Source organism: Pseudoalteromonas sp. APM04 (assembly GCF_022809815.1).
Lineage (GTDB): Bacteria > Pseudomonadota > Gammaproteobacteria > Enterobacterales > Alteromonadaceae > Pseudoalteromonas > Pseudoalteromonas marina.
Genome location: NZ_CP094442.1, coordinates 351390 through 374369, shown reverse-complemented (window position 1 = coordinate 374369; position 22980 = coordinate 351390). Strand labels below are relative to the sequence as shown.

Genomic DNA, 22980 nt, shown 5'->3' with positions numbered 1-22980 from the left:
CATAAAAAGCCCAGCTTAGCTGGGCTTTTGTTACTCTAAGGGGGTGTTACTTAATTAAATGTTACTGTGACGATGTTAGAACATACGTTATCAGAAACACATAATTGGTAATCGTAGCTGGAAAGTGAAGCACCACGCTCGTAATCACGGTAGCGGCCGTTATCCGACGTAGTATCAATTAGCTCACCATTACGGTAAACGTTCATCGATTCAGCTCCTACTGTGCCCCAGCTAAGATCTACACGCATAGTACCCAAGCGTGATTTATTAGCGCGTTTTAATGTAAGCTCAATATCTACATCACTAACAACAACCGTTTGCATATACGTATTCGTATTACCTTCGCTGTCTGTTACGGTTAGTTCAACGTTGTAGCTGCCAGAGCCGGCATACACATGAGTTGGGTTTTCATCAGACGATGTTGCACCATCACCAAAGTTCCAGCTCCACTGTGTAATATCGTTATTAGCATCAGTGCTTGAATCTGTAAACATGGCCGTTAAGCCTTCTATTTCAGTGTCAAAGCTCGCTTGTGGTGGCTGTGGAGTAACTTCTCCAATCGCACTAAATGTAAGAGACCAACCATTGATGTTACCAACATCAGCTCCCGCTGTATCTACAACGTGTAACGTCCAATCACCTGTTGCAACTTCGCCGTTAAATGCGCTTGATGTAAATGTTTTAACAATATCGTCGTCACTGCCACCTTGGTTACTTTGTAACGTAACTTCAGAACCTTGAGCTGATGTTAGCGTCAGTACCAAGTCACCAGACCACGTGTGAGTAATGTTTACATCGGCGGAAGTGCCAAAAAGAGTTAAATCATCAGCAACGGTAATTACAGAGCTTGCACCTTGTGGATCGTTATCTGGAATAGATACGTTTTCATCACTGCTATATGTAAAATCGTTTAAGCCTGCAGGCTGTAGCATTAATGACACAGTTTGTGTTTTTAACTGCTGATCTGTACTTGCCTCAACCATAAAATCATAATTACCCCAAGGCGTGTCATCAAACGTATTTACAGTTAAAACAACCTCATCACCTGGGCGTGCCGTAGAAGCACTAAGTGAAGCCCCCTCTAGACTAGAACTAAGCGAAAGCGCTACATCGCCATCCCACTGCGCAATCGAACCAATCTCAAACGTGTAGGTAACCGTGTCACCAACAGTTGCTTGCTGAGTTGTTGGAGTAACCGATAATTTAAAGCCAGGTGTAGGGTCAGCATCTAATAATGCCTGGTTTGCATTTAAACGCGTACCTGCAACAGTTTTACCCGTTAAAGCAGTATTGGCATCGCCGCTGCTCATTAGCAGCTCTTTTAACTCTACTGTTGTTAAATCTGGGTTTACTGAAAGAACAAGAGCAGCCACACCTGCAACATGTGGTGTTGCCATTGAAGTGCCAGAATAAGTAGCGTAACCGCCACCTGGAATAGTTGAAAGAATAGCGCTACCCGGCGCGCCCATATCAACACTTTCTAGACCCCACTGCGAAAAACCAGACATATTATCACTGCTATCTGTACTTGCAATTGATAGCACGCTGTCGTTTTCGTAGTTAGATGGGTAGTGCGGGTTTACATCGTTATCTACTGCGTCATTCCCTGCTGCTGCTACGAATAAAATGTCTGCGTCTTCACTGGCCGTTATTGCATCGGCTAAAGCTTGGCTATAACCGCCTCCACCCCAACTATTATTTAGTACGCGAAGGTTAACACCTGAGTTTTTAAGACCAACCATGTAGTCAATACATTTAATAGCATCAGACGTTGAACCACTACCTGAAGCATCTAAAAATTTACAACCAGCGATAGATACATCATGATTTACACCCACAATGCCTTCGTTATTGTTGCCACTTGCACCAATGGTTCCTGAAACATGCGTACCATGCCCTTGGTCGTCCATCGGGTCGCCTGAGTTAGTAATTGCATTGATGCCATGAACATCATCAACATAACCGTTACCGTCGTTATCAATTCCATCGCCAGCTATCTCACCAGGGTTAACCCAAGCATTTGCTAAAAGATCGGGGTGACTATAATCAACACCGGTATCAATTACACCAACAACCACATCTCTACTACCCGTAGAAATTGACCATGCTTCAGGTGCATCAATATCGGCGTCAGCTACACCACCGGTTTGACCCTCGTTATTTAAACCCCACAGGTCACCAAAACGCGGATCATTTGGCGTAGTGGCAATGCTTACACGGTAGTCTGGTTCAACATATTCAATAGCCTGATGAGTTTTAAGACGTTTTATTGCCTCTTTAGTACTCATACCCGTTACTTTAAATTTAGCTAAGCGGCCTGAAAGTAAAGACTTATAGTTATCATCAACCTCATCGCTGTTCATGTCAGAGATTTTGGCTCTTACTAACGACCGAGCTTGCTTACGCATTTTAGCTGACACATTTTTTTTGTATTTAACAATAAGCGAATCACTGCTTGCAGTTACTGATTGCTTAATACTTGTTTCTGGTAGTTGCGCAGCAGCTAAACAAGGAACAAGCGCTAGTGTAATAATAGATAATTTTGTTTTCATTGTTCTATCCATAGTTGATTAAGCTTAAAAATTTAAGCAAGTTTACTGACAACATTGAATAAGAAAGATCACATGGCATGTACCCAGCAAACTAACAAATCAAAAATTACTCAAGTCTTTAAATTGGAAACAATAAAAAATCAACACTTTTGACCAGTAGCGCAACTAAAAAAACACTAAAAGCAGTCTTTTTTATGAGCCAAATTCTTATAATCGGACACTTAAATAGATCAACAATTTTTACTGGTTTTTTAATAAAACAGTAAAAATAAAAATATAAGCACCATAACCAATTGTATTAAAACAATAAAAAAATTGGTAAAAAAAGATGATTTAAGAATTAACAATTCAAGAATACAGTGAATGTGCACTTAAAAAACGCAACACAACATTGAATAACATTTAGATCACAACTTTATACCGGCACGGCATGCTGGAAACGCGAATACTCTATATAAACAAAATAACGTAGAGCATTCGGTATTTTTATTTCAAGGAGAAAATAATGAAGTTAAATAAATCACTTTTAAGCTGTGCAGTGGCAATTGCAATGGGCACAAGCTTCTCTTCCTTTGCAGATACAGCAACTAAATCTGGCTCAGTATCTGATTTAAGCACAAAAGTGTCTGTGCAAAGCACGAGCAATTCAATGGTACTTGCGCAAACCCAAGTAGGTAACACAGCATTACTGCTGCAAGATGGTGATGGCAATGCAATGCAGGTTACCACCATTGGTAATGACAACACGACCGAGGTATCGCAATTCCAAACAGGTAACTTTGTAGAAGTAACCACCGTTGGCGATAACAACGTACAAATATACTCTCAGGACGGTTTGTACAATGGTGCTTTAACTACAGTCACCGGCAACAATAATCAGCTTTATGTTTCACAAGAGGGCGAAGGTTTATTTTTTAACAATGAAGCAATCAACTCTATTGTGGGTGATGACAACACTGTTGATATTGAACAAGGTACAGGTGGTCATTGGTTTTACAACATGGACATGCAAGGCAGTGGCAATGAGCTAAGCGCATTACAAACTGGTGAATGGCATGAAGCTGTAATTACAAGCGCTACAGGCGACGATAATGCAGTAATGGTAGAGCAAGACGGCTTTTATAATACGTTCAGAGTGACCTCGCTACAAGGTAACGATAACGAGTTAGATATTGAGCAAGTTGGCGACCAAAATGCTGTAACACTTACAGATCTTTACGGTGACAATAATGAGTTTGGTGTTGAGCAAGAAGGTGCTGACAACACCGTTAATTTCACAGCTATTGTAGGTAGCGATAACGAAGTAGGTATAGACCAAGAAGGCTTGGCTAATAATGTTGATTCAGCTTTATTTGAAGGCGAAAACAACGAAGTAATGGCGATGCAAAATGGTGACTTTAATACAACAACTGCTGAGTTAATTGGTAACGACAACGAGCTTACAGCCATTCAAAATGGTAGCGAAAATGAAGCATACATGGGCGTATTAGGCTCAGATAATGAATTTACAATTAGCCAATTTGGCGATGTTAACTCAGCTCATTTAGTAAACTTTAATGGCCTAGGAAATGATGTAAACCTTACCCAACTTGGTGAAGAAAACATCGCCGTTGTTGAATCATCTTACCCTGACGTTTCGCTTACATCTAATGAAAACGACATCGAAATTACACAAGATGGCTTGCAAAATGAAACCATGGTTACACTTGCAGGTATTCTTGATAGTAACTTTAACCAAATTGATATTGCGCAAAATGGCGACTTTAACCTTATCGATATGATGGTTGAAGGCAGTGGCCACAGCATAGATATTTCTCAAGAAGGTGAAAATAACTGGGTTGTTGGTACTGAGCAATCACCGTTTTTAGTAGGTGGTGAAAACGTTACATTCAATGTAACTCAACTTGGCAATGACAACATTGTTGAGGGTGGTGTTATTGGTGTTAATAGTACTGTAACGGTTACTCAAATTGGCGACGGTAATACAGCCACAATTACACAAATGTAATTAATAACAATAAAGGGGAGCTTCAACTCCCCTATTTTAAACTATGAAAATAAATAAAAAAATCACTCTCCTGCTATTACTCGCTTTGTATTTGGCCCCTCCAGGTGTTGCTGCAGATGAACTTGAAATTGATGGGCTGTTACTTGATAGAAGCATTAGCCGATTTGGTCATCAATTTTACTATGAATTTTCAAATTACTGGCGAGACTTGCCTTCAACGGCTGGTTTTAACATTGAAATCAAAGAAACAGTAATACCCAAAGCTGGAACAAAGCTTACCTTAGTGATGAACAATCAAACTATATATGCAACCTATTTAGGACGCAGATTAGAGCCATTAGATGCACGCGTTGAACAAGCGGTCTATACGGTTATTGATGCAATGGCTCGCTCAAACATGGCTACATCTTCTAAAGATATGGCTTTAAATGGATGGTAAAATGAAAAAAATAATATTTACAATAATAACAACATTATCCTTTTGCGCATCAGCAACTGAAATGGTTTATACCCCAATAAACCCAAGTTTTGGCGGCAACCCACTTAATGCCAATATGCTATTGAGCAAAGCACAAGCCCAAAATAAACATAAAGCGCCTTCAATCGAAAAAGGCTACGCTGAACAATTTCAGGACTCACTTGAGCGTACTTATTTAAACCGTATGGTACGTGAAATAACAGACATGGCCTTTGGGGAAGATATAGAAGACAGTATTTTTGACCAAGACTCAATTTTTATGAGTGGCGATTATCAAATTGAAGTCATCACCAGCACCGCTGATACCATTACAGTCAAAATAACAAATATTATTGATGACACCGTCGTGATTATTGAAGTACCGAGGTTTGGATAATGAAAAAAATAATAACAATAGCAATACTATTACTGCTAAGCGGTTGCTCAACGTTAGGCAAATTAATTCCACCGTCACAACAAAATGCAATGAGCCTTGAGCCAACAGAAATATTCAGCGATCTAAAAAACTTACCAAAGCCAGCAGGCAGTATACCGGTTTCAGTTTACTCATTTAGAGATCAAACAGGTCAATACAAACCCCAAACAAATGTAAGCTCTTTTTCTACTGCCGTAACACAAGGCGCTAATTCTATTTTAGTACAAGCGCTTCATGAATCAGACTGGTTTACACCTGTTGAACGAGAAGGTCTGCAAAATATATTAACGGAAAGAAAAATTATTCGGGCAGCCCAATCAGAAAACCCAAACAGTGTTGAACTTCCTCCATTAACCACCGCTAAAATAATTTTAGAAGGCGGTATTATTAGCTACGATACCAACGTAAAAACCGGTGGTTTAGGGATGGAGTACTTTGGTATTGGCGCCTCTGAGCTTTATAGAGAAGATGCTATTTCAATATATTTACGCGCCGTAGACGTACGAACAGGCCAAGTGCTATTGAGCGTTGCCACCAGCAAAAAAGTACTAAGCCAAGAAATGAGAGCAGGCTTTTTTAGATATGTAAGCTACAAGCGCCTTGCCGAAGCCGAAGGTGGCTTTAGCGACAACGAACCCATGAGTATATGCGTTACTCAAGCAATAGAAAAAGCACTGACCGACCTGGTTACAAAGGGCATTGATAAAGGCTTATGGGCTCAAAAAGCAGCTTAATATTTTATTTAAAAAAACTAAAAAGGCTACATTACGTAGCCTTTTTTATGTGGTTTATGTTGTTATTTAGCCGCTATAAGCTACTTACTCATAGGTAATAATACCGCTACATAACGCTGGGCCCAGTTTGCAAGCTCTATTCTATTTCGTGAATTTGTTTTTTTGAAGGCACTATACAAATGCGTTTTTACGGTGTGATCACTTATATTAAGTTTATCCGCGATCGTATTATTACTCGCGCCTTGAGCAATTAAATGAATAACCGACTTTTCGCGTTTGGTCAGGTGAGCATAATCGTCTTGCTTTAAAGTAATATCGTCTTTTAAAGAGTTAAAAGAAGAAGCAACTAATAAAATATCACTAAATGCTTTAGAAATTACTTTTCGGGTAAACCACAGTTCATCGGATGTGACCCTAACTAACCCCTTAAAAATAACTTCTGGCGCATCCGATTTATAAAAAACACCATTAACATGATTTAATAGTAAGTTTTTTTCGCAAACAGCTTCTTGCTCAACATTAAATAAAACAACCTTATGCTTTTTTGCTAAACAAAGTAAATCAGCAGGTAATAAATCAAGCCAGTTATTTTTAGCACCATCAATTAAATATAAATCAAACTTGTCGCGCGCGTCAGGTTTAGGCAATGCATCATCCATTTTTATATCACCAAAAATAGCCTGCATAGTTTTTAATATAATTGTGTAACTTTCACAGTGAAAAGAAGATTGAAAGGTGGTTTTAACAAATACGGTGTGCGGTTTTAGCATAGATTTCATCCTTGAAACTTTGATACTAGATTAACTAAAATACCCGAGGTTTACAATGCGATTTTAGTATTAAGAATAAAGAGAAAAAAGCAGCGAAAAAATTAATACATATAAATAACAATAGCTTAAAAATTAATTTATACTATACCTCATATATTATACTGCTCTGATCTGTTGAGCATTACCTATTAGCTTTATCTCAATACTCAGTACTGAAAAATTATACTGAGCCGTTATTTAAATTTTCCATAAATAACGACCACACTTTAAAACGTTATATTTTTGCCTTTAATTTATTGAGCGCATCAACAGAGAAACCACGGTCGTAAAAATATAATATTTTCCCTGTGCTATCTATAAGAATAACGCGCGAATTGTTAGGACTTTGGTTACCAGTAAACTTTTGCACCGCTTCACCGTCTTTATAAATAGTAATAACACCACCCCATAACTCTTTAGGAATCCCTTTGCGCATACCATTATCAATAAACGTGCTAAACATTCGCGGTGCCATGCCGGCAATAGTAGGTAACTCATAGGTAGGGAGTGTTACACCTACCATATCTAAACCGATTAACCAGCGATCAATATCAAACTGGCTATCTTGTTTATAGCCTATAAGCAGCAAGGTTTTTTCAGTGTTAAAATCACTCGGAATAACAAATTCTTTCTTCTCTAAGCTTTCGCCAGTAATCGTTGGAAATTGCTTTCCGACAACTTGCTGATTAGGGTATTGCGATGCGCAGCCAGTTATTAAGAGTAACAAAAGCATTGTAAATATTGATCTAATCATTCTAATTAGCCTGTTTTTATAATAAATTTAACTGCTTATACGCTTTAAAAAAGATCGTCGATCTTTTTTAAAGCGTTTGCTGTGCTATATACCGTTTAAATTTTTCGACCTTCATTGGCCGGCCGTATTTCCAACCTTGCCCATAATGTACACCCGCGCTTTTTAACATAGCTTCTTGTTCAGTTGTTTCTATTCCTTCAGCTACACAGGTGTAATTAAACTTACGCACTAACTCCATTATATTAGGGATCATAGACGCCTTTAAACCTTGCGTGGCTATATCTTGTACAAAAGTTCGGTCTATTTTTAACTGGTGGAAACTTAAATTTTGTAAATTTCTTAAATTAGAATAGCCAGTACCAAAATCATCCAGCGACAAATTAAATCCAGAATCAACCAGCGTTCTAAAATGAGCATGTGCAATGCTAGTATCGAGGTACTCGTCTTCGGTTATTTCTAGGCAAATAATAAAGCGTGAATTAATAAGTGCAGGTTCTTGTGTCAACAGCGATACATTTCCAAGCTCTACATCGCAAGGAAATATATTAATAGACACCTTAAAACCCGTTGGTAAATCGTCCAACTCTGTAAGCTCTTTAAGTACTTTCGCTACCATTGCTTGAGTAAACGACCACGTTAAATTATTTTTTCGTATCACCGGAATAAACTCATCGGGGTAAAGTGGCCCGTATTTGTCTTCAAAGCGAGCTAGCACCTCACAACCAATTACTTTACCTGTGTGCAAACAAATAATAGGTTGGTAAGTCCAATAAAATGAGCCCTTTGTTAAGCCTTTACGCACTCTATTATTAGTAGAGCGACGAGCGGCAATTTGATAATCCACTATTAGCGCGCTCGACACACCCGTTAGGCAGGTTAAAATAAGAGAAATAATCAGCAAAAATTGATTGTCAGCGAAAAACTCACTCCAAGGCGTTCTAACCGCAACGCAATATCCTTTATTTTTATTGCTGCACATAAGTGCGGTTTCAAATGGTATTTGTTTGTGGCTTACAAGCTCTTTACTCAAGCCACTTTTACCTGCCAAATGAAATGACTCAGAACCCGTTTTATACGTTATTTCCCAGTACGGTGCTGCAATATTACTGCGACTAATGGCTGCAGTATCCATAATTAAATTATAGTTACCCTGCCTTACAATCACGACCTGCATTATTCGCTCTTCAAAAAGTAAAATTCTTAAGTTTGGCTCAAACCGAACTCTGATGTTATTGTCGTTTTTACTTTCAAGATTGTTACGAATATAGTCGGGGGTTCTATCGTTTATTGGGTTTTTTAGTACACCCGAACCTGTGGTACAAACAAGCTGATTATTTTTAAAAAAGCCTATATCTACAACATACTTGGCATCAAAAAGTGCACGCCGCATTTCAAGCAGGTTTTCGTTGCTACACTCAGAGAAGTTTAATGCATTTAAAGGAAAAAGAATTTGGCGTCGCTCGCTTACAGCTGCGTCTATGTGGTTAACAATTTGCTTTGCATCTTTATGTATTGCAGCCGCTAATTTTTGCCCCGCAAAATACAGTAAAACTAGGCTACCTACCACAAAAACCAAAACACCGGTTAAAACTGCAATTAATGACTTTTGTTGATATTTTTTCATTATGTCCTTATTGCCTATAAAGCATTCACTATCAGTGTGTTTTCCATCATTGCATAATCAGCCTTAAATGCAAATAAGCTCACAATATTCATAGTAAATAGCGTACTTATAATTTAAGCGTTAGCGTTCATTAAGCATCAACTTCATTTATTAAATTACACACTAAACCCGCTATTTTAGCATGGCTATTGGCTTCTATATGTACCCCATCAATGGGTGAAACAGAAACGATTTTTTGTAAATCATAAAAGTTGGCATTTTTAATACACGCTACATTTTCAAACTCTTTACTCAAAGCTAGGTTTTTACTCGGTGCGCCCTCGTAAACATGTTTATATTGCCCTACACAACTAACATAGGGTGGGCTCAATATTATGAGCTTAGGTTGTTTATAACCCTCGTAAAACCCTTCAATACCGTCTATTAAATTTGCTAAGCTATTCCCTATTTGCTCAGGCGTTAATTTAAAGCGCTTTTTTAAATCGTTAGTACCAAGGGCTATCACTATAGCAGTCAAAGAGTGCGCTTCTAAAAATGGTTTTAAATAACTTACCCCCGATAAGTCCCCATTAAATGGTGGATTATTCACAAGCGTTCGATTAGGCTGCCCTGCTTCTATAATAGCAAATTGGTCACCTAGCCTTTCTGCTAATACCGACGGCCACCTTACTTTTTCCTCAAAACGCTTTCCCGTTGCGGGGTTTAACCCCCACGTATTTGAGTCACCAAAACATAAAATAGATTTTTTCATTAAAATGGATTCAAAGTGTAACCTTGCTGCTGAAGTTGAGCATGCGCGGTCATAGCAGATAAAGACATGGTAACGCCTTGTATAAGCTGTTTAGGCGTTACTTTAAAGTGAGTAGCCGACTGCCCGCAAACAAATACCTGCGTGTTATTTGCCAATAATTGTTTTATTAAGCTCGCGTTTTTATTATCAACGTTAAAGCGTTTTTTATATTCATCGTTCGATAGCACATCTACACTTGCACCACCATGTACAACTAATGCTAACTTAATGTTCTCTGGTTTAATGCCATGTGCAACATGCATATTTATAAAGCGGGCAAGTGAGTTCATCGCATTATTTTGCTCGCCTTTTTTAGCGCCATCGGCCACATCAAACGCTATTTTAAATTGAGTCGAATCATTAATCGCTGCATGCTCTGGTACTTTATAGTAATAACCAAAACCGTTAATAGGTTGCTCATTAGCGAAAGATAATGGGCTTAACAACAAAAGTAATAGTAAATATTTCATAAACAATCCTTTGGCTTTTTTAGTGTATAAATAAAGTACCAGATGCTTTGTACAAAAGGCAGTTATTCACGATAAAGTGTGCGAACTTTTATGGTGATGCGTTAAAAAACGCATGCCTAAATAACTAAATGTGTTTTTAAACATCGCAACAAAAGCATCTGGCGCCTCACTCGACGACGCATTAGACAGCAACGAAAAATCTTTACTGCGCAGTAAACGCAACTTTGGTTTTAAATGTTCGTCATCCATGTAATCGGTAATTCTGTCTATGAATGTTTTCATTTGTGTTGTGGTGCTATACCAATACACTGGCGAAGCAAATACCCAATGGTCGTAATTTAAAAGTGATTCAAAAAGCGAGAAAAATTCATCATCAGTATATTTTTTACTGTAACTGTAAGGCGGTATTTTAAATTCATCTAAACACACAACATGCAGCTCATTTTGCTCAGCAAAACTTTTAACATGTGCGGCTGTGTTACCATTTTTTCGTGCCGATGAATAAATAATAACGGTGTTACAACTAAGTTTTTGTTGCATTTTTCCAGCTCCTTTTTTAATGTTGAAGGGAGCTCAAAACCTCAAGTTATATTGAGGTCAATACATGGAATAAAATTAATGTCTGCTGAGCAAAAAAAGCTGATCGACGCCACTTTAACAGTAGGTTACGTAGCAAAAAGAAGTGGTGTAAAAGTGTCTACATTACACTTTTACGAAACTAAACATTTAATAAAAAGCTGGCGAAACAGCGGCAATCAACGCCGCTACAAACCCGACGTACTTCGCCGAGTGGCCGTTATAAAAGCAGCACAAGCCATGGGCATTTCGCTAGACGATATAAAACAAAAACTTGCCTCACTCCCCGATAACCGCACGCCCACTAAAAAAGATTGGTCTGCGCTTTCAAAACGCTGGCAAGCTCAATTAGATGAACGCATAGCGTATATGCAACGCATACGCGACCGCGTAGATGGATGTATTGGCTGTGGGTGTTTATCACTTAAAAGCTGCCCTATTTATAATAAAGACGATCATTTAGGGAGTGAGCAAAGTGGAGCAGTATTGTTAAAAAGTGGTTAAATCAAGCAATGTGATTAGTGAAAAAAACTAGTGACATGAATATTTAATAAATCATTGATTATTAAATATTCATTCATTAATATATTTCGCTTCAAAGGAAGTAAAAAAAGGATTTTGCAGTGAACCCCACAACTCCGTCATCTCAAAGTGAGCCCAAAAACCCTGCGGCCACTCAAAAACTAGCTCAAGCACTTAAAACAGTTGATAACAAGAGCTAAAGAGCACAGGCTTTTGGTTAAATCAACTTTTTATGGTTATCTCTACCATATTTGGCGTGTATTTAGCCGCTCAAAGTGGTTTAGAACAAGCTTTAAAATTTGATTCTTTTAGTAAAATGGAAGATAACTATTATCTACGTACTTCTTTATTTGATGAAGTTAACGATAACGTAAATGCCGTTACGGAATATGCAGAGCGCTTAGCAAAAAGCCCACCAAAATCTGAAATGGAATTTTTTAAACCTACTTTAGATAAGTACATATGGAAAACAATGCAGTTTTCACGTACTACACTTGAAACACCCAGTGAGTTTTTAACTAAAATTCGTCGGTTTTATTCTAGAGCAGACTTTGTAATCAATGCAGCAATATCAAGGAAAATGTCAGCTAAACAAGCCGCAATTGAACTAAAAAAAATTACTCATTTAATAAAAGATGAAACTTTACCCGCATTAAAACAAAATGCGGAACAGTTAAAAATGGAATTAAAACAAAATGATATTTCTGTTGGATCGCTAAAGGAGCTAAAAAATGCCAACTAAACACTGCCCACATTGTAAAACACACGCTTTAGAAGCTACAAACTACCAAGGTGAAGAAATAGACATCTGCCTTGAATGTGGTGGCCTTTGGTTTGAAAAAATGAAGTTAATCGCATGATTGACGAAATCAACGATGGTCCTGTCGGTGAGAAATTTGAAACCAGCTTTGGTGATTCATTAGGTATTTCAGAACTTGGCTGTCCTGATTGCAATAAAAGCTTGGAACGTTTTCATCTTCTAGAAGATTTTCATACCGAAATTGATATTTGTAGGCATTGTGATGGTACCTGGATTGATAAAGATGAGCTTGAAAGCGTTAAAAAAAGTCCAGAATTAAAAGCTACTCTAAACGAGCTAAATCAAAGAACAAGCTGGAAAACGTATTTTTTTCAATTTTTAACTCAAATGCCTGTTGAATATAATATAAAACCTCAGCGAAAAGCATGGGTCACTTTCAGTTTAGTAGCACTCAACACATTAATTTTTGCTTTATACTTTTTCAATAGTGAAGCATTTGGCTTCGCCATTGAGTTTTTTGCCATGACACCGTCAGATATAAGTGAAGGCAATGAAGTATGGACACTACTCACTTGTATGTTTTTGCATGGCTCAATAATGCATTTGCTAGGGAATATGTATTTTTTATATGTGGTAGGTGACAACTTAGAAGATGTTTTAGGGCACAAGCGCTTTTTAATCTGGTATTTAGTGTGTGGGCTAATAGCTTCTCTCTCTAGTTACCTTGTTAGCCCAACATCAGCAATACCTAGTGTAGGTGCAAGTGGTGCAATTGCGGGCTTATTTGGTATGTACTTAATGTGGTTTAGGCATGCCAGCCTCACTTTTATGATTATTATCTACCAGAAAAAACTGTCAGCTGCTTGGTTTTTTGCAATTTGGTTGATTATAAATATATCTGGTGCGTTAAGCGGCCCTGATGGCATTGATTATGGCGCACATATTGGGGGCTTTGTTGCCGGGTTATTGATTGGCTATTTTTTAAAAAATAAAATATTAGAACAAAACCCTATTATTAGATTACTTAACCAAAGCGAAGCACAGTTAAAACGCTAATGTTGTTATTCAACCATCGCCCCACTGATTTAGTTGTTTTTCAGTGGGGTCGTTTTTTTAAAGGCTTACCTTAGCTATTTCCAAATACCCACGAAAGTCTAAAGCAAAAAAATATAAAACTACATTTAATAAAATGCATACCCAAAGTACCGTTATAAAACGCTTTTTTTGTGATTTATGACGCAACAATTGCTGAGCAATTAACGCCCCTGGCCAGCCCCCACATAGTGCTAATAAATGAAGAGTTCGCTCGCTTGTACGAGTTACTTTTTTATTTACCGACTGCTTAGCTTTGTGTTTATCCCACGCATACATAATAAATGTTATGGCACTAATAGCAGTTATATAAGTAGGCGCCAAAATAGTTACGCCCCACTGAAAATGTACAAACCATACTATGGATATAAAAAGTAAGGATAGAATTATTAAGATTTTCTTTATCAAGTAATTATCGCCTATACTGGTCTGTATCAATTCAAATAATAAGAGAATAATTATGACATATTTTAAAGTGCTATTTTTTACTTTGTGCTTTTTAGCTTTTACAACTCACGCAAAAGAACAACCACTTAAACTTGATAAACACCTTAGTGTATTTCAGCCTTATTTAGGCTCGTGGCAAGCTGATTTTGATGTTGCACCAGGCACTAAACCAGTTCAAGACGTAGGCTTATGGGAGCGTGCGCTTAATGGTAAGGCAATAAGAACAAAGCACTCTATTAATGAGGGTGAATATGGTGGCGAGTCGATGATTTTTTACGATAGCAAAAAAGACTCATTGGTTTTTTATTATTTTACAACAGCCGGTTTTTATACAAAAGGCACTATAAAAGTACTCAGCCCTACGCAGTTTGTTGCTTACGAAGAGGTTACAGGTAGTAAAGAAGGCATTACTAAAGTGAAGTCGACCAGCGATTTAAAAGATGGGAAATTGGTTGTGTCTACCTCCTATTTAAAAAAAGGTGAATGGACCAAACCAGAGTCACGCATTTATACGCGTAGCAATCAAGCCGTAAAATTCAAATAGCTCCCGGTGCTTACGGCACAAAAAAGGCAGCTTTCGCTGCCTTTTTAATTAATTATAACGCGATTATTTTGCGAATTTTTTAAATGGTTCGTCCACTGGCGTATTTGCTAGGTGGTTAGTGTAGTTGCTCATTACCTTTTGCGATAAACCTACAATAATCTCTAGTAGTTGCTGTTGACCGTAACCTGCTGCAAAAAACTTTTCAATTTGCTCGTCACTAATTACGCCACGTTCACGCGTCATAGCCAGTGTTGTTTCACGTAATGTTTCGAGTTTTGCATCTGCAAGCGGTGTTTTATTCACTAAAGCATCAACAATACCTTGATCAACTTTCATTGACGCTGCAATTGCACTGTGTGCTGGTACACAGTAATGACAGTCATGCTCAACGTTAATTGATTGCCATACCACTGTTAACTCTTCTGCGTTAAACGAAGTGTTTTGAAATAATTCGTGAAGTACTTGGTAACCTTTTAATAGCGTTGGTGCTTCAGCCATTACTGCGTGTAAATTAGGTAACATGCCAAATGCAGCAACTGAATCGGCTAATAAAGGTTTTGACTCTTCAGGTGCATTTTCTGCTGTATATAAAGTAAATTCTGCCATTGTTAGCTCCAAAAATAAGTTGTTTAAGTAACGTCGAAGCACATACTATTTGATTTTGAGCGATCGCTCAAGTTAAAATTGAGCAAATGTTCAAATTAATTGAGAAACAGCATGGTCAACAAAGTTAAATTTGAGCGCGAGACTGTTGTCCGCCTTGCCAGTCAGCTATTTTGGGAAAAGGGATTTAATGCCACTTCGACCCGCGATCTACAGGACGCAATTAATATGCGCCCAGGTAGTATCTATTCTGCGTTTGGCTCAAAGGAAGGGTTGTATATCGAGTCTTTAAAAAATTACACCATGCAAATAGAAGATCAAATAAAAACGTGTTTATTGGCTTCGCCTACTATTATTGGTGGTTTACAAACGTTTGTTGAAAACGTCATCATTAAAGATAAAAAAAATGCCCCGAGCGCTATTTGTATGCTAGTAAAAGCAAATTGTGAGTTTGCCGATGAAGACAGCTGTTTGTATTCATTAAGCCTTGATTTATCAGACAAATTTGAAGATTATTTAAGCGATTTATTTGCACAAGCCATTGCGCGTGAAGAGCTAAAAGGCGAGGTTAGCCCAAAAGACTATGCTCGCTTTTTTAAAGTGCAATTTACAGGGCTACGCGGCTATTTTAACCGCCCGGGTGTTGAAGAGCTTGCACAACCTATGATCGATCAAATGTTTAAAATTATGAAAACGCTCTAAACTAAACAACTCAATTAATGAAAAAACGGCGGTAATATAATTACCGCCGTTTTTTATTTTTAGGAATTATGTACCTGTTAGGTTTTTAACTTATTGAGTTCGCTATCTTGTTGAGCAACCAGCTTATTAAGAACTTCGCTACTATCGCCTGCCTGCGAAGATAAACCAGACAACTGAGATGCCGCATCAGAAATAAGCGTTAAATTACGATTTATTTCTTCTGTTACTAAGCTTTGCTCTTCAGCAGCTGTTGCAATATGCGTTATTTGATTGGTTATTTCATCCACTTTTACAACCACACTGTGCAACGCGTCAAAGGCGACAGAGGTTTCGTCAACCGCGTTTTGTGCTCTTACAACGCCTTTTTCTATTACGGTGGAAGCATTACCAACCTCATGCAGTAGGCTGTCTATTAGGTTGCTAATGTCATCAGTAGATGAACGGGTTTTAGAAGCAAGTGCTCTTACTTCATCAGCAACAACTGCAAAACCTCGGCCGTGTTCGCCAGCCCTTGCTGCCTCAATGGCTGCATTGAGTGCCAGTAAATTAGTTTGCTCTGAAATGGTTCTGATCACATCTAAAATTTGCGTTATGTCTTTACTACGTGTCGCTACTTTTTCAACTGCCTGGTTTGCCTCTTTTATTTCTTCAGACATGGTTTTTACTTGCGTCATAGCCGACGACAAGCTCGACTCACTGCTTACCACTAAGCCGTTTATTTCGTCAGCTTGCTGCGCTGACTGTTCTGAAGCTCTTGCTACCTCAAGCGCTGTTGCGCTCATTTCGTTCATAGCGGTAACAACGCTTTCTATTTCTTTAAACTGCGCCTGCACATTATGTTTTGTGTCGATGGCTATATGCTGAGCAATTTCGCCTTGCTGCTTAGTCTGATCTGATACGGCTTTAAGCTCAGCAATTAGGACGCGTAATTTAGTTAAAAAGCGGTTAAAGCCACCAGCCAGTGCAATTAGTTCGGCATGGCTGTCTACATGTAAGGTGTGTGTTAAGTCGCCTTCTGAACTGGCTAGGTTATCAACGCGTTCTTGTATTTGTTCAAGTGGGGCTATAACACCTGCTACAACAAATTTCATAACTACAAAAGCAACACCCGCAATAATTAAGCCGGTTACTAAAATAATAGTGCCCAATGCTGCTGCGGTACTTTGCATATTTTCACTCAAAGCCTGTGGGCCAGCCAGAGCTAAATTTGCAGGTACTTCAATAATGAGCGACCACTGAGTGTCTGCATGCTTTATATTTATGGGGTAATTAACCAGGTAAGTGTCATCCGCTTTTAAAAGATTATTTTCACCTCGTACCTTTTCAACTTTACTGGTAATAGTGGATGACATTGCTTCTTTGTAAGGCCGGCCAAGCTTGGTTTTGTAGTGGCTACTGCCTACGATTAAACCAAAATCACTTAATAAGGTAACCTTAGCTTGACCGTTATACAGCTCTTTTGAAAGCTGCTCTGTTAATTTTTGAAAAACCGGCAACGTTAAATCAACGCCAGATATACCAACAAACCGACCGTCTCTGACAATAGGAACCGTAAGAGACGTCATCATTTCTGAATTGCCTGGTGTAATTTCGTATAAGTAAGGTTCCATAATACACGGCTTTACGTTGTCTTTAGCACACAAATACCATTCAGACTCTCGTAGGCCAAATTCATTAAGCTTAGTAAAATATTTTTCGGCAGGGTCGTCTACAACTTGCTGCTCGACCACGCCTTCTTTACTGCGAGTAAAATAAATTTCGAGTGTACCAGCACCGTCAACAGAGTGACTGTAACCGTTTGTAAATTGAGTATCTTTTGAATCATACCCATTTACTTCAAACTGGGAATAGATGGAAGAAAGCGACTCATTATTATTTAATATGGATTTATTAAGATTAACAACGGATTCGCGGCTAAGTGCGTCATTACCCGCCGTGCCACTTAATATGGCAGCTAGTGAAAAAGGGACACGGTATGCTTCGTTAATAAACCCTGCAATTCTTTCACCGTATACAGCCGCGTTCGCACTTAGTTTTTCTTCAACTTCTGCCACTATGTATTTTTCTGATTGGCTTGATAGCTCATCGTTACTCGACGACAGCTCCCACCACAGAATGCTCGATAGCAGTAACACGGTTATAAATATGCTACCTACTGTAAGCCATAATAGTTTTTTTGCTAACGATATTTCTCGCATTGACCTGCCCTTTGTTTAAACTACAAGTACAGTTTAGACGATTTTACTAATCAAGCTATCGATAACCGCGAACAAAATTTAATTTAATACAATACGTTGAGTTTTAACGCTTAGCCAAAATAGCTGTGGTTATTGAGGCACCTATGAGTAAAGCAACGCTCACCCACAAACACGCTACAAAACCATAAACCTGAAACACCCACCCCGAAAGCACCGTACCCAGTAAACGCCCCATGGCATTGGCCATATAATAAAAGCCAACATCAAGCGATACACCATCGCTTTTAGCAAAGCTGACAATTAAATAACTATGTACTGATGAGTTAACGGCAAATACACCGCCAAATATAAGTAAACCTATAATCAAGGTGGCATGCACAGCCACATCAAATTGCATAAGTAGTGCTAAAAGTGCTGTTACACCACTTAGCAGCAATACCCATAAATAGGCGTGTTTAACGGTATCAACGTTTGAATTGCTGGTGCCGGTAATACGCGGCGCTTGCGATTGCACACCACCGTAGCCAATCACCCAAAGTGCCATAAAGCCACTAACCCACCAAAAGTTCCAGTTAAACTGCTGGGCTAAATAAATAGGTAAAGCCACTACAAACCATACATCACGCGCGGCAAACAAGCATAATCGTGCTGCACTTAATAAATTTATTGCACGAGATTTAGAAAATAGCTCTTTAAACTTGGGTTTATTTTTAGCTTTACCCATGTCGCCTTTTAAAAATACAACGCTAATAATCCACGCAATAGTGAGTAATAAAATTAGGGCTTTTAAAGCACCTACAAAACCCAGTACCGTAAGAAGTAAACCGCCTAAAAAGAAGCCCACCCCTTTTAACGCATTTTTAGAGCCCGTTAAAATAGCCACCCACTTGTAAAGCTGCCCTTGGCCGCTTTCTCCCTCGGGCACTAAATGTTTAATGGCGCTTTTGGCACTCATTTTATTTAAATCTTTGGCTATACCGCTAAGCGCTTGCGCCGCCATAACATAAGCCACTGTAAGCCACTCACTTGGCGCGCATAACATGGCAAGCGCCATTATTTGCAGCGCCAAGCCAAAGTTCATGGTTTTATTCAGGCCTAAATGAGCCCCTAGCCAACCGCCCACTAAATTGGTGATCACACCAAAAATTTCATAAAACAAAAACAGCATGGCAATGGCCAATGCACCATACCCTAACTGATGAAAATGCAGCACCACCAGCATGCGTAGTGCGCCATCGGTTAAGGTAAATGCCCAGTAATTACCGGTAATAATTAAATACTGTTTTATTGCTGTAGGTAAATTAGCAAGTTGCTCAAACATAGTTAAAGCCCTTTAAACCTTATAAATGGTTAAACCAAGTCGCTTTTAGCAACTTTAAGCATAAGCTCGGCGGTACGATTAGCGTAGCCCCATTCGTTATCGTACCAAGCGTATAATTTAAGCTGGGTGTTATTAATAACCATGGTAGAAAGCGCATCAATAATGCTACTGCGTGGATCGGTTTTGTAATCAATCGATACCAGCGGTTTTTCTTCGTAACCTAATACACCTGCAAGCTCGTTTTTAGACGCCTGAGCAAACCATTCATTCACCTCAGTTGCAGTTACTCCACGCTCAAGCTCAAATACACAGTCGGTAATAGATGCGTTAGTTAAAGGTACGCGCACGGCATGGCCATTTAACTTACCTTTTAACTCAGGGAATATATGCGTAATGGCTGTTGCACTACCTGTTGTGGTGGGTATTAAACTTGTCCCGCACGAACGAGCACGGCGTAAGTCTTTATGTGGCGCATCAATAATAGTTTGGGTATTGGTAATATCGTGAATAGTGGTCATTGAGCCGTGCTTAATGCCTACTTTTTCTTGCAGTACTTTTACAATAGGCGCTAAACAGTTAGTCGTACACGAAGCCGCAGTCACAATTTTGTGCTCATCTGGGTTATATAAATCATCGTTAACGCCCATAACCACATTTAAAATGCCGTCTTCTTTTACCGGAGCGGTTACCACAACGCGCTTAACACCTTGGGCTAAATATTGATTTAACAACTCAGTGGTTTTCATTTTACCGCTGGCTTCTATTACTACATCGCAATCAGACCAATCGGTGTCGTTAATGGTTTTGTTATTGGTAACGGCAATAGTATGTTTAGCCACACTAAAGCTATTTTCGTTTGCTGTAACGCTGTGCGCTAAACGCCCGTGCACTGAGTCAAACTCTAATAAATGGGCATGTGTTTTAGCATCGCCCGCTACATCGTTTACTTTAATAAATTCTACTTCTGGCCACTCTAGTGCTGCGCGCAGTGTTAAACGTCCCATACGGCCAAAGCCGTTAATACCTACTTTAATTGTCATAATAAATACCTTTAGTAAAGTTATATCAATTTGCTTAATTAACAGCAGCTTGCTGCACGCTCAGGGCGATTACCCATTGCATTGAGTCGATTTAAATCGTCGTTATAAAACGCAGAATTTTCGTTTTTGGTTTGTGCTATTACGCTAAGAGCCCACTCTGGCAAGGCTTTATTAATGCTGTAATACACCCATTGATTTTGCTTACGGTCGCTCAATAAGCCACATTGCCTAAGCTGCGCTAAATGGCGCGACACTTTAGGTTGGCTTAGCTCAAGCGCAGCAACAAGCTCACACACACATAGCTCTTGCTCATGGCTAATTAATAACATGGCTTTTAAGCGCGTATCGTCGGCTAAGCATTTGTAAAATTGAAGTGGGTTGAGTTGTTCCATAGCATCCTCGTTTAGTTAGTGTGCATACAATAAAACAAAATTAGAATATATGAAATAGTGAATATATGATTTTCCGTATATTTATTTAAAGCACGCTTCAATTAATGTGATCTCTAGTAAATTGCAGCGCACAAAAAAGCCCAGTGGCAAACCACTGGGCTTTTACAATGCTAAGTAATCAGTTAATTAAATAACCGAAAGCTCTACTTCAATGTTACCGCGTGTAGCGTTTGAGTATGGGCATACTTGGTGTGCTTTATTTACAAGTTCTTGCGCTGCTGCTTTATCCATATCACCTAGTGATACTGCTAATTTAACTGCAATGCCAAACCCGCCTTCAATTGCGCCAATAGATACTTCAGAATTAATATGTGTATCACTTGGTAGCGCAATTTTTTCGCTACCGGCTACAAATTTTAGTGCACCAATAAAGCACGCTGCATAACCAGCTGCAAATAATTGCTCTGGGTTTGTGCCTTGTCCGTCGTCACCACCTAGCCCTTTTGGGGTTGATAAGTTTACATTTAAACGGCCATCGTCTGATTTAGCTACACCTTCACGGCCACCGGTTGCAGTTGCTTTTGCTGTGTAGGCAACGTTTTGTAATACATTCATAGTGAACTCCAAAGTTTATCAATTAATTTAATTTGCATGCAAAATAATAGGCCAAGTAATTAGAGATTGCAAATACTTTGCATGCAAATTAAAATGTTTTTGAGTTTAAAGTATTAACGCGTTGGGAGTTGGGCATGTCGTTTGAGCAATTAAAATTAAAAAATCAGCTTTGTCATAGGTTATATATGGCATCAAATAGCATTGCACGTGCTTACCGTGAGCCTTTGGCTGCGCTTAACTTAACGTATCCGCAATATGTAGTAATGATGGCGCTGTGGGAGCGAGACAAAATAACCATAGCGCAGCTAATAGATAAAACCGCTATTGATGGCGGCGCTATGACCCAAATACTCAAAAAAATGACCGAAAAGTCTCTGCTGGCTGTTATTAAAGATGAGCACGATAAGCGTAAGCGCCTAATTCAGCTTACCCAAAGTGGGCAAGCCCTTAAAAACGAAGCTGCTGATATTCCAAAAAATATATTATGTAAGTTTGAAAGTGTAGACCCCACACAAGCTAAACAGCTAATGCAGCTACTTGATTTAGTAATAAGCGATTTAACAACTAAAAACGATGATGAGTTAGCCAACTAACGCGGTTATTTTTTGTTGAATAAACGCCCTAAATGCGCTGATCACCGGGGTCATTTGTCGCCGGTCGGCGTACATCATATAAAGCGGTAGCGGATCGCTTTGCCACTCGGGGCATAAATGAACGAGTTGCCCGCTTGCTAAATCATCAATTACATCCAAGTACGACTTATACGCAATGCCTTTGCCCTCTAGCGCCCAGCGCCTAACCATTTCGCCATCGTTAACTATGTGTTGGCAATTTAGCTGCACTTTTTGCACTGCGCCATTTTTATAAAATCGCCACTCTTTAAACACTTCGCCAAAGCGCATAAAGGTAATGGTGGTGTGCTGCGTTAAGTTAAGGGGGTGTGTAAGCAACCCATTGTTTGCTACATATTCAGGAGAGGCCACTAAAATACGCGCATTATTTAAAAAAAGTGGCGCTGCAATTAACTGCGAATCTTTTGGTACACCAAAGCGCAGTGCAATATCAATTGATTGGCTGTAAATGTCGCTTACTTCGTCACTTAAGTGCAGTTTAAGTTTTACATGCGGGTATTGCGCTAAAAACTCATTAAGCCATTCACTTAGTTTATTACGCCCTAAATCGCACGGGGCCGATACCTGTAGCGTTCCCGTTACTTCGCCCACAGCGGTTTGTACTGCAGCTACCCCTTGTTGAATAAGCGAAAGTGAATCTTTGGCGTAACTTAAAAACTGCTCCCCTGCCACACTTAATCGTAAGCTGCGGGTAGAGCGAATAAACAGCACGTTTCCTAAATCTTTTTCTAGGCGCTTAATAGCTGCACTTACCGCCGCTGGTGTTTGCGCGTTTTGCCGTGCGGCTTCAGAAATACTGGCGCAACTAGCTACATCTATAAAGGTTTGAATATCGTTAAATGATCGCATATTTTCAATTAAAATTTGAAAGTGCTTTAGTTTTTCATGTCTTTTTCTATTTT

Annotated in this window: 26 protein-coding genes; 11 read left to right on the top strand and 15 right to left on the bottom strand. The window is 39.0% G+C overall.

All coding sequences use genetic code 11. The features are described from left to right. Nucleotides 1-50: 50 nt before the first annotated feature. A complete protein-coding gene (locus MTP24_RS17590; RefSeq protein WP_243533810.1) occupies nt 51-2552 on the bottom strand; it encodes a S8 family serine peptidase in 2502 nt (833 codons plus the stop codon). Nucleotides 2553-3057: 505 nt separating this feature from the next. On the opposite strand from MTP24_RS17590, the gene MTP24_RS17585 reads away from it, so the two are divergent. Genes MTP24_RS17585 through MTP24_RS17570 form a run of 4 tightly spaced genes read left to right on the top strand, consistent with a single transcriptional unit; the run spans nt 3058 to nt 6187 of the window. Continuing rightward, entirely contained in the window at nt 3058-4560 is a 1503-nt protein-coding gene (locus tag MTP24_RS17585; RefSeq protein ID WP_243533808.1) for a curlin, read from the top strand. A 43-nt stretch (nt 4561-4603) separates the two neighbouring features. Continuing rightward, entirely contained in the window at nt 4604-4999 is a 396-nt protein-coding gene (locus MTP24_RS17580; protein ID WP_006792600.1) for a curli production assembly/transport protein CsgE, read from the top strand. After that, on the top strand, nt 4989-5414 hold the full coding sequence (locus MTP24_RS17575; protein WP_006792599.1) for a curli assembly protein CsgF: 426 nt from the start codon (nt 4989-4991) through the stop codon (nt 5412-5414). Before MTP24_RS17580 ends, MTP24_RS17575 begins: the two co-directional genes overlap by 11 nt. Then, the gene (locus MTP24_RS17570; RefSeq protein ID WP_006792598.1) at nt 5414-6187 is read left to right on the top strand and encodes a CsgG/HfaB family protein; all 774 of its coding nucleotides are present in this window, start codon (nt 5414-5416) and stop codon (nt 6185-6187) included. Before MTP24_RS17575 ends, MTP24_RS17570 begins: the two co-directional genes overlap by 1 nt. Nucleotides 6188-6267: 80 nt before the next feature. Here MTP24_RS17570 and MTP24_RS17565 read toward each other — a convergent pair whose 3' ends face one another. The 6 genes from MTP24_RS17565 to MTP24_RS17540 form a co-directional block, all read right to left on the bottom strand. Further along, nucleotides 6268-6957, bottom strand: a complete 690-nt coding sequence (locus MTP24_RS17565; RefSeq protein WP_138739532.1) for a LuxR C-terminal-related transcriptional regulator — start codon at nt 6955-6957, stop codon at nt 6268-6270. Between the two features lie 274 nt (nt 6958-7231). Continuing rightward, complete coding sequence (locus MTP24_RS17560; RefSeq protein WP_243533806.1) at nt 7232-7750, bottom strand: hypothetical protein; 519 nt, start codon at nt 7748-7750, stop codon at nt 7232-7234. A gap of 67 nt (nt 7751-7817) precedes the next feature. After that, complete coding sequence (locus MTP24_RS17555; protein WP_243533804.1) at nt 7818-9374, bottom strand: EAL domain-containing protein; 1557 nt, start codon at nt 9372-9374, stop codon at nt 7818-7820. 130 nt (nt 9375-9504) lie between these two features. Further along, nucleotides 9505-10125, bottom strand: a complete 621-nt coding sequence (locus MTP24_RS17550; RefSeq protein WP_243533802.1) for an SGNH/GDSL hydrolase family protein — start codon at nt 10123-10125, stop codon at nt 9505-9507. Beyond that, the gene (locus MTP24_RS17545; protein ID WP_138739529.1) at nt 10125-10634 is read right to left on the bottom strand and encodes a DsrE family protein; all 510 of its coding nucleotides are present in this window, start codon (nt 10632-10634) and stop codon (nt 10125-10127) included. The genes MTP24_RS17550 and MTP24_RS17545 overlap by 1 nt, the downstream gene beginning before the upstream one ends. 66 nt (nt 10635-10700) lie before the next feature. Then, a complete protein-coding gene (locus MTP24_RS17540) occupies nt 10701-11174 on the bottom strand; it encodes an NAD(P)H-dependent oxidoreductase (protein WP_243533799.1) in 474 nt (157 codons plus the stop codon). Between the two features lie 78 nt (nt 11175-11252). Between MTP24_RS17540 and soxR the strand changes: the two genes are divergently transcribed. From soxR to MTP24_RS17520, 4 genes are all read left to right on the top strand, one after another. Beyond that, complete coding sequence (soxR, locus tag MTP24_RS17535) at nt 11253-11714, top strand: redox-sensitive transcriptional activator SoxR (RefSeq protein WP_243533797.1); 462 nt, start codon at nt 11253-11255, stop codon at nt 11712-11714. Between the two features lie 250 nt (nt 11715-11964). Further along, nucleotides 11965-12474, top strand: coding sequence for a hypothetical protein (locus MTP24_RS17530; protein ID WP_243533795.1), 510 nt, complete (start codon nt 11965-11967; stop codon nt 12472-12474). Continuing rightward, entirely contained in the window at nt 12464-12592 is a 129-nt protein-coding gene (locus MTP24_RS17525; protein WP_239104518.1) for a zf-TFIIB domain-containing protein, read from the top strand. Before MTP24_RS17530 ends, MTP24_RS17525 begins: the two co-directional genes overlap by 11 nt. After that, entirely contained in the window at nt 12589-13548 is a 960-nt protein-coding gene (locus MTP24_RS17520; protein WP_243533793.1) for a rhomboid family intramembrane serine protease, read from the top strand. Before MTP24_RS17525 ends, MTP24_RS17520 begins: the two co-directional genes overlap by 4 nt. 57 nt (nt 13549-13605) lie before the next feature. Here MTP24_RS17520 and MTP24_RS17515 read toward each other — a convergent pair whose 3' ends face one another. After that, complete coding sequence (locus MTP24_RS17515) at nt 13606-13992, bottom strand: DUF1294 domain-containing protein (protein ID WP_243533791.1); 387 nt, start codon at nt 13990-13992, stop codon at nt 13606-13608. Nucleotides 13993-14044: 52 nt separating this feature from the next. On the opposite strand from MTP24_RS17515, the gene MTP24_RS17510 reads away from it, so the two are divergent. Further along, nucleotides 14045-14575, top strand: coding sequence for a hypothetical protein (locus MTP24_RS17510; protein WP_006794431.1), 531 nt, complete (start codon nt 14045-14047; stop codon nt 14573-14575). Nucleotides 14576-14638: 63 nt separating this feature from the next. Here MTP24_RS17510 and MTP24_RS17505 read toward each other — a convergent pair whose 3' ends face one another. Then, nucleotides 14639-15181, bottom strand: a complete 543-nt coding sequence (locus MTP24_RS17505) for a carboxymuconolactone decarboxylase family protein (protein WP_006794430.1) — start codon at nt 15179-15181, stop codon at nt 14639-14641. A 111-nt stretch (nt 15182-15292) separates the two neighbouring features. Between MTP24_RS17505 and MTP24_RS17500 the strand changes: the two genes are divergently transcribed. Beyond that, entirely contained in the window at nt 15293-15880 is a 588-nt protein-coding gene (locus MTP24_RS17500; protein ID WP_138739527.1) for a TetR/AcrR family transcriptional regulator, read from the top strand. A gap of 77 nt (nt 15881-15957) precedes the next feature. On the opposite strand, the gene MTP24_RS17495 is transcribed toward MTP24_RS17500, so the two are convergent. From MTP24_RS17495 to MTP24_RS17475, 5 genes are all read right to left on the bottom strand, one after another. Further along, nucleotides 15958-18078 carry a methyl-accepting chemotaxis protein gene (locus MTP24_RS17495; protein WP_243533789.1) on the bottom strand — a complete coding sequence of 707 codons (2121 nt, stop codon included), beginning with the start codon at nt 18076-18078 and terminating at the stop codon, nt 15958-15960. Between the two features lie 103 nt (nt 18079-18181). Continuing rightward, entirely contained in the window at nt 18182-19399 is a 1218-nt protein-coding gene (gene arsJ / locus MTP24_RS17490) for an organoarsenical effux MFS transporter ArsJ (protein WP_006794427.1), read from the bottom strand. Between the two features lie 29 nt (nt 19400-19428). Then, on the bottom strand, nt 19429-20439 hold the full coding sequence (locus MTP24_RS17485) for an ArsJ-associated glyceraldehyde-3-phosphate dehydrogenase (RefSeq protein ID WP_243533787.1): 1011 nt from the start codon (nt 20437-20439) through the stop codon (nt 19429-19431). 38 nt (nt 20440-20477) lie between these two features. After that, nucleotides 20478-20831, bottom strand: a complete 354-nt coding sequence (locus MTP24_RS17480) for a metalloregulator ArsR/SmtB family transcription factor (protein WP_006794425.1) — start codon at nt 20829-20831, stop codon at nt 20478-20480. A gap of 186 nt (nt 20832-21017) precedes the next feature. Continuing rightward, nucleotides 21018-21446, bottom strand: a complete 429-nt coding sequence (locus MTP24_RS17475; protein WP_029773654.1) for an organic hydroperoxide resistance protein — start codon at nt 21444-21446, stop codon at nt 21018-21020. A 134-nt stretch (nt 21447-21580) separates the two neighbouring features. On the opposite strand from MTP24_RS17475, the gene MTP24_RS17470 reads away from it, so the two are divergent. Then, the gene (locus tag MTP24_RS17470) at nt 21581-22039 is read left to right on the top strand and encodes a MarR family transcriptional regulator (RefSeq protein WP_243533785.1); all 459 of its coding nucleotides are present in this window, start codon (nt 21581-21583) and stop codon (nt 22037-22039) included. On the opposite strand, the gene MTP24_RS17465 is transcribed toward MTP24_RS17470, so the two are convergent. Then, a complete protein-coding gene (locus MTP24_RS17465; protein ID WP_243533783.1) occupies nt 22028-22927 on the bottom strand; it encodes a LysR family transcriptional regulator in 900 nt (299 codons plus the stop codon). The genes MTP24_RS17470 and MTP24_RS17465 overlap by 12 nt on opposite strands. Between the last annotated feature and the right edge of the window lie 53 nt (nt 22928-22980).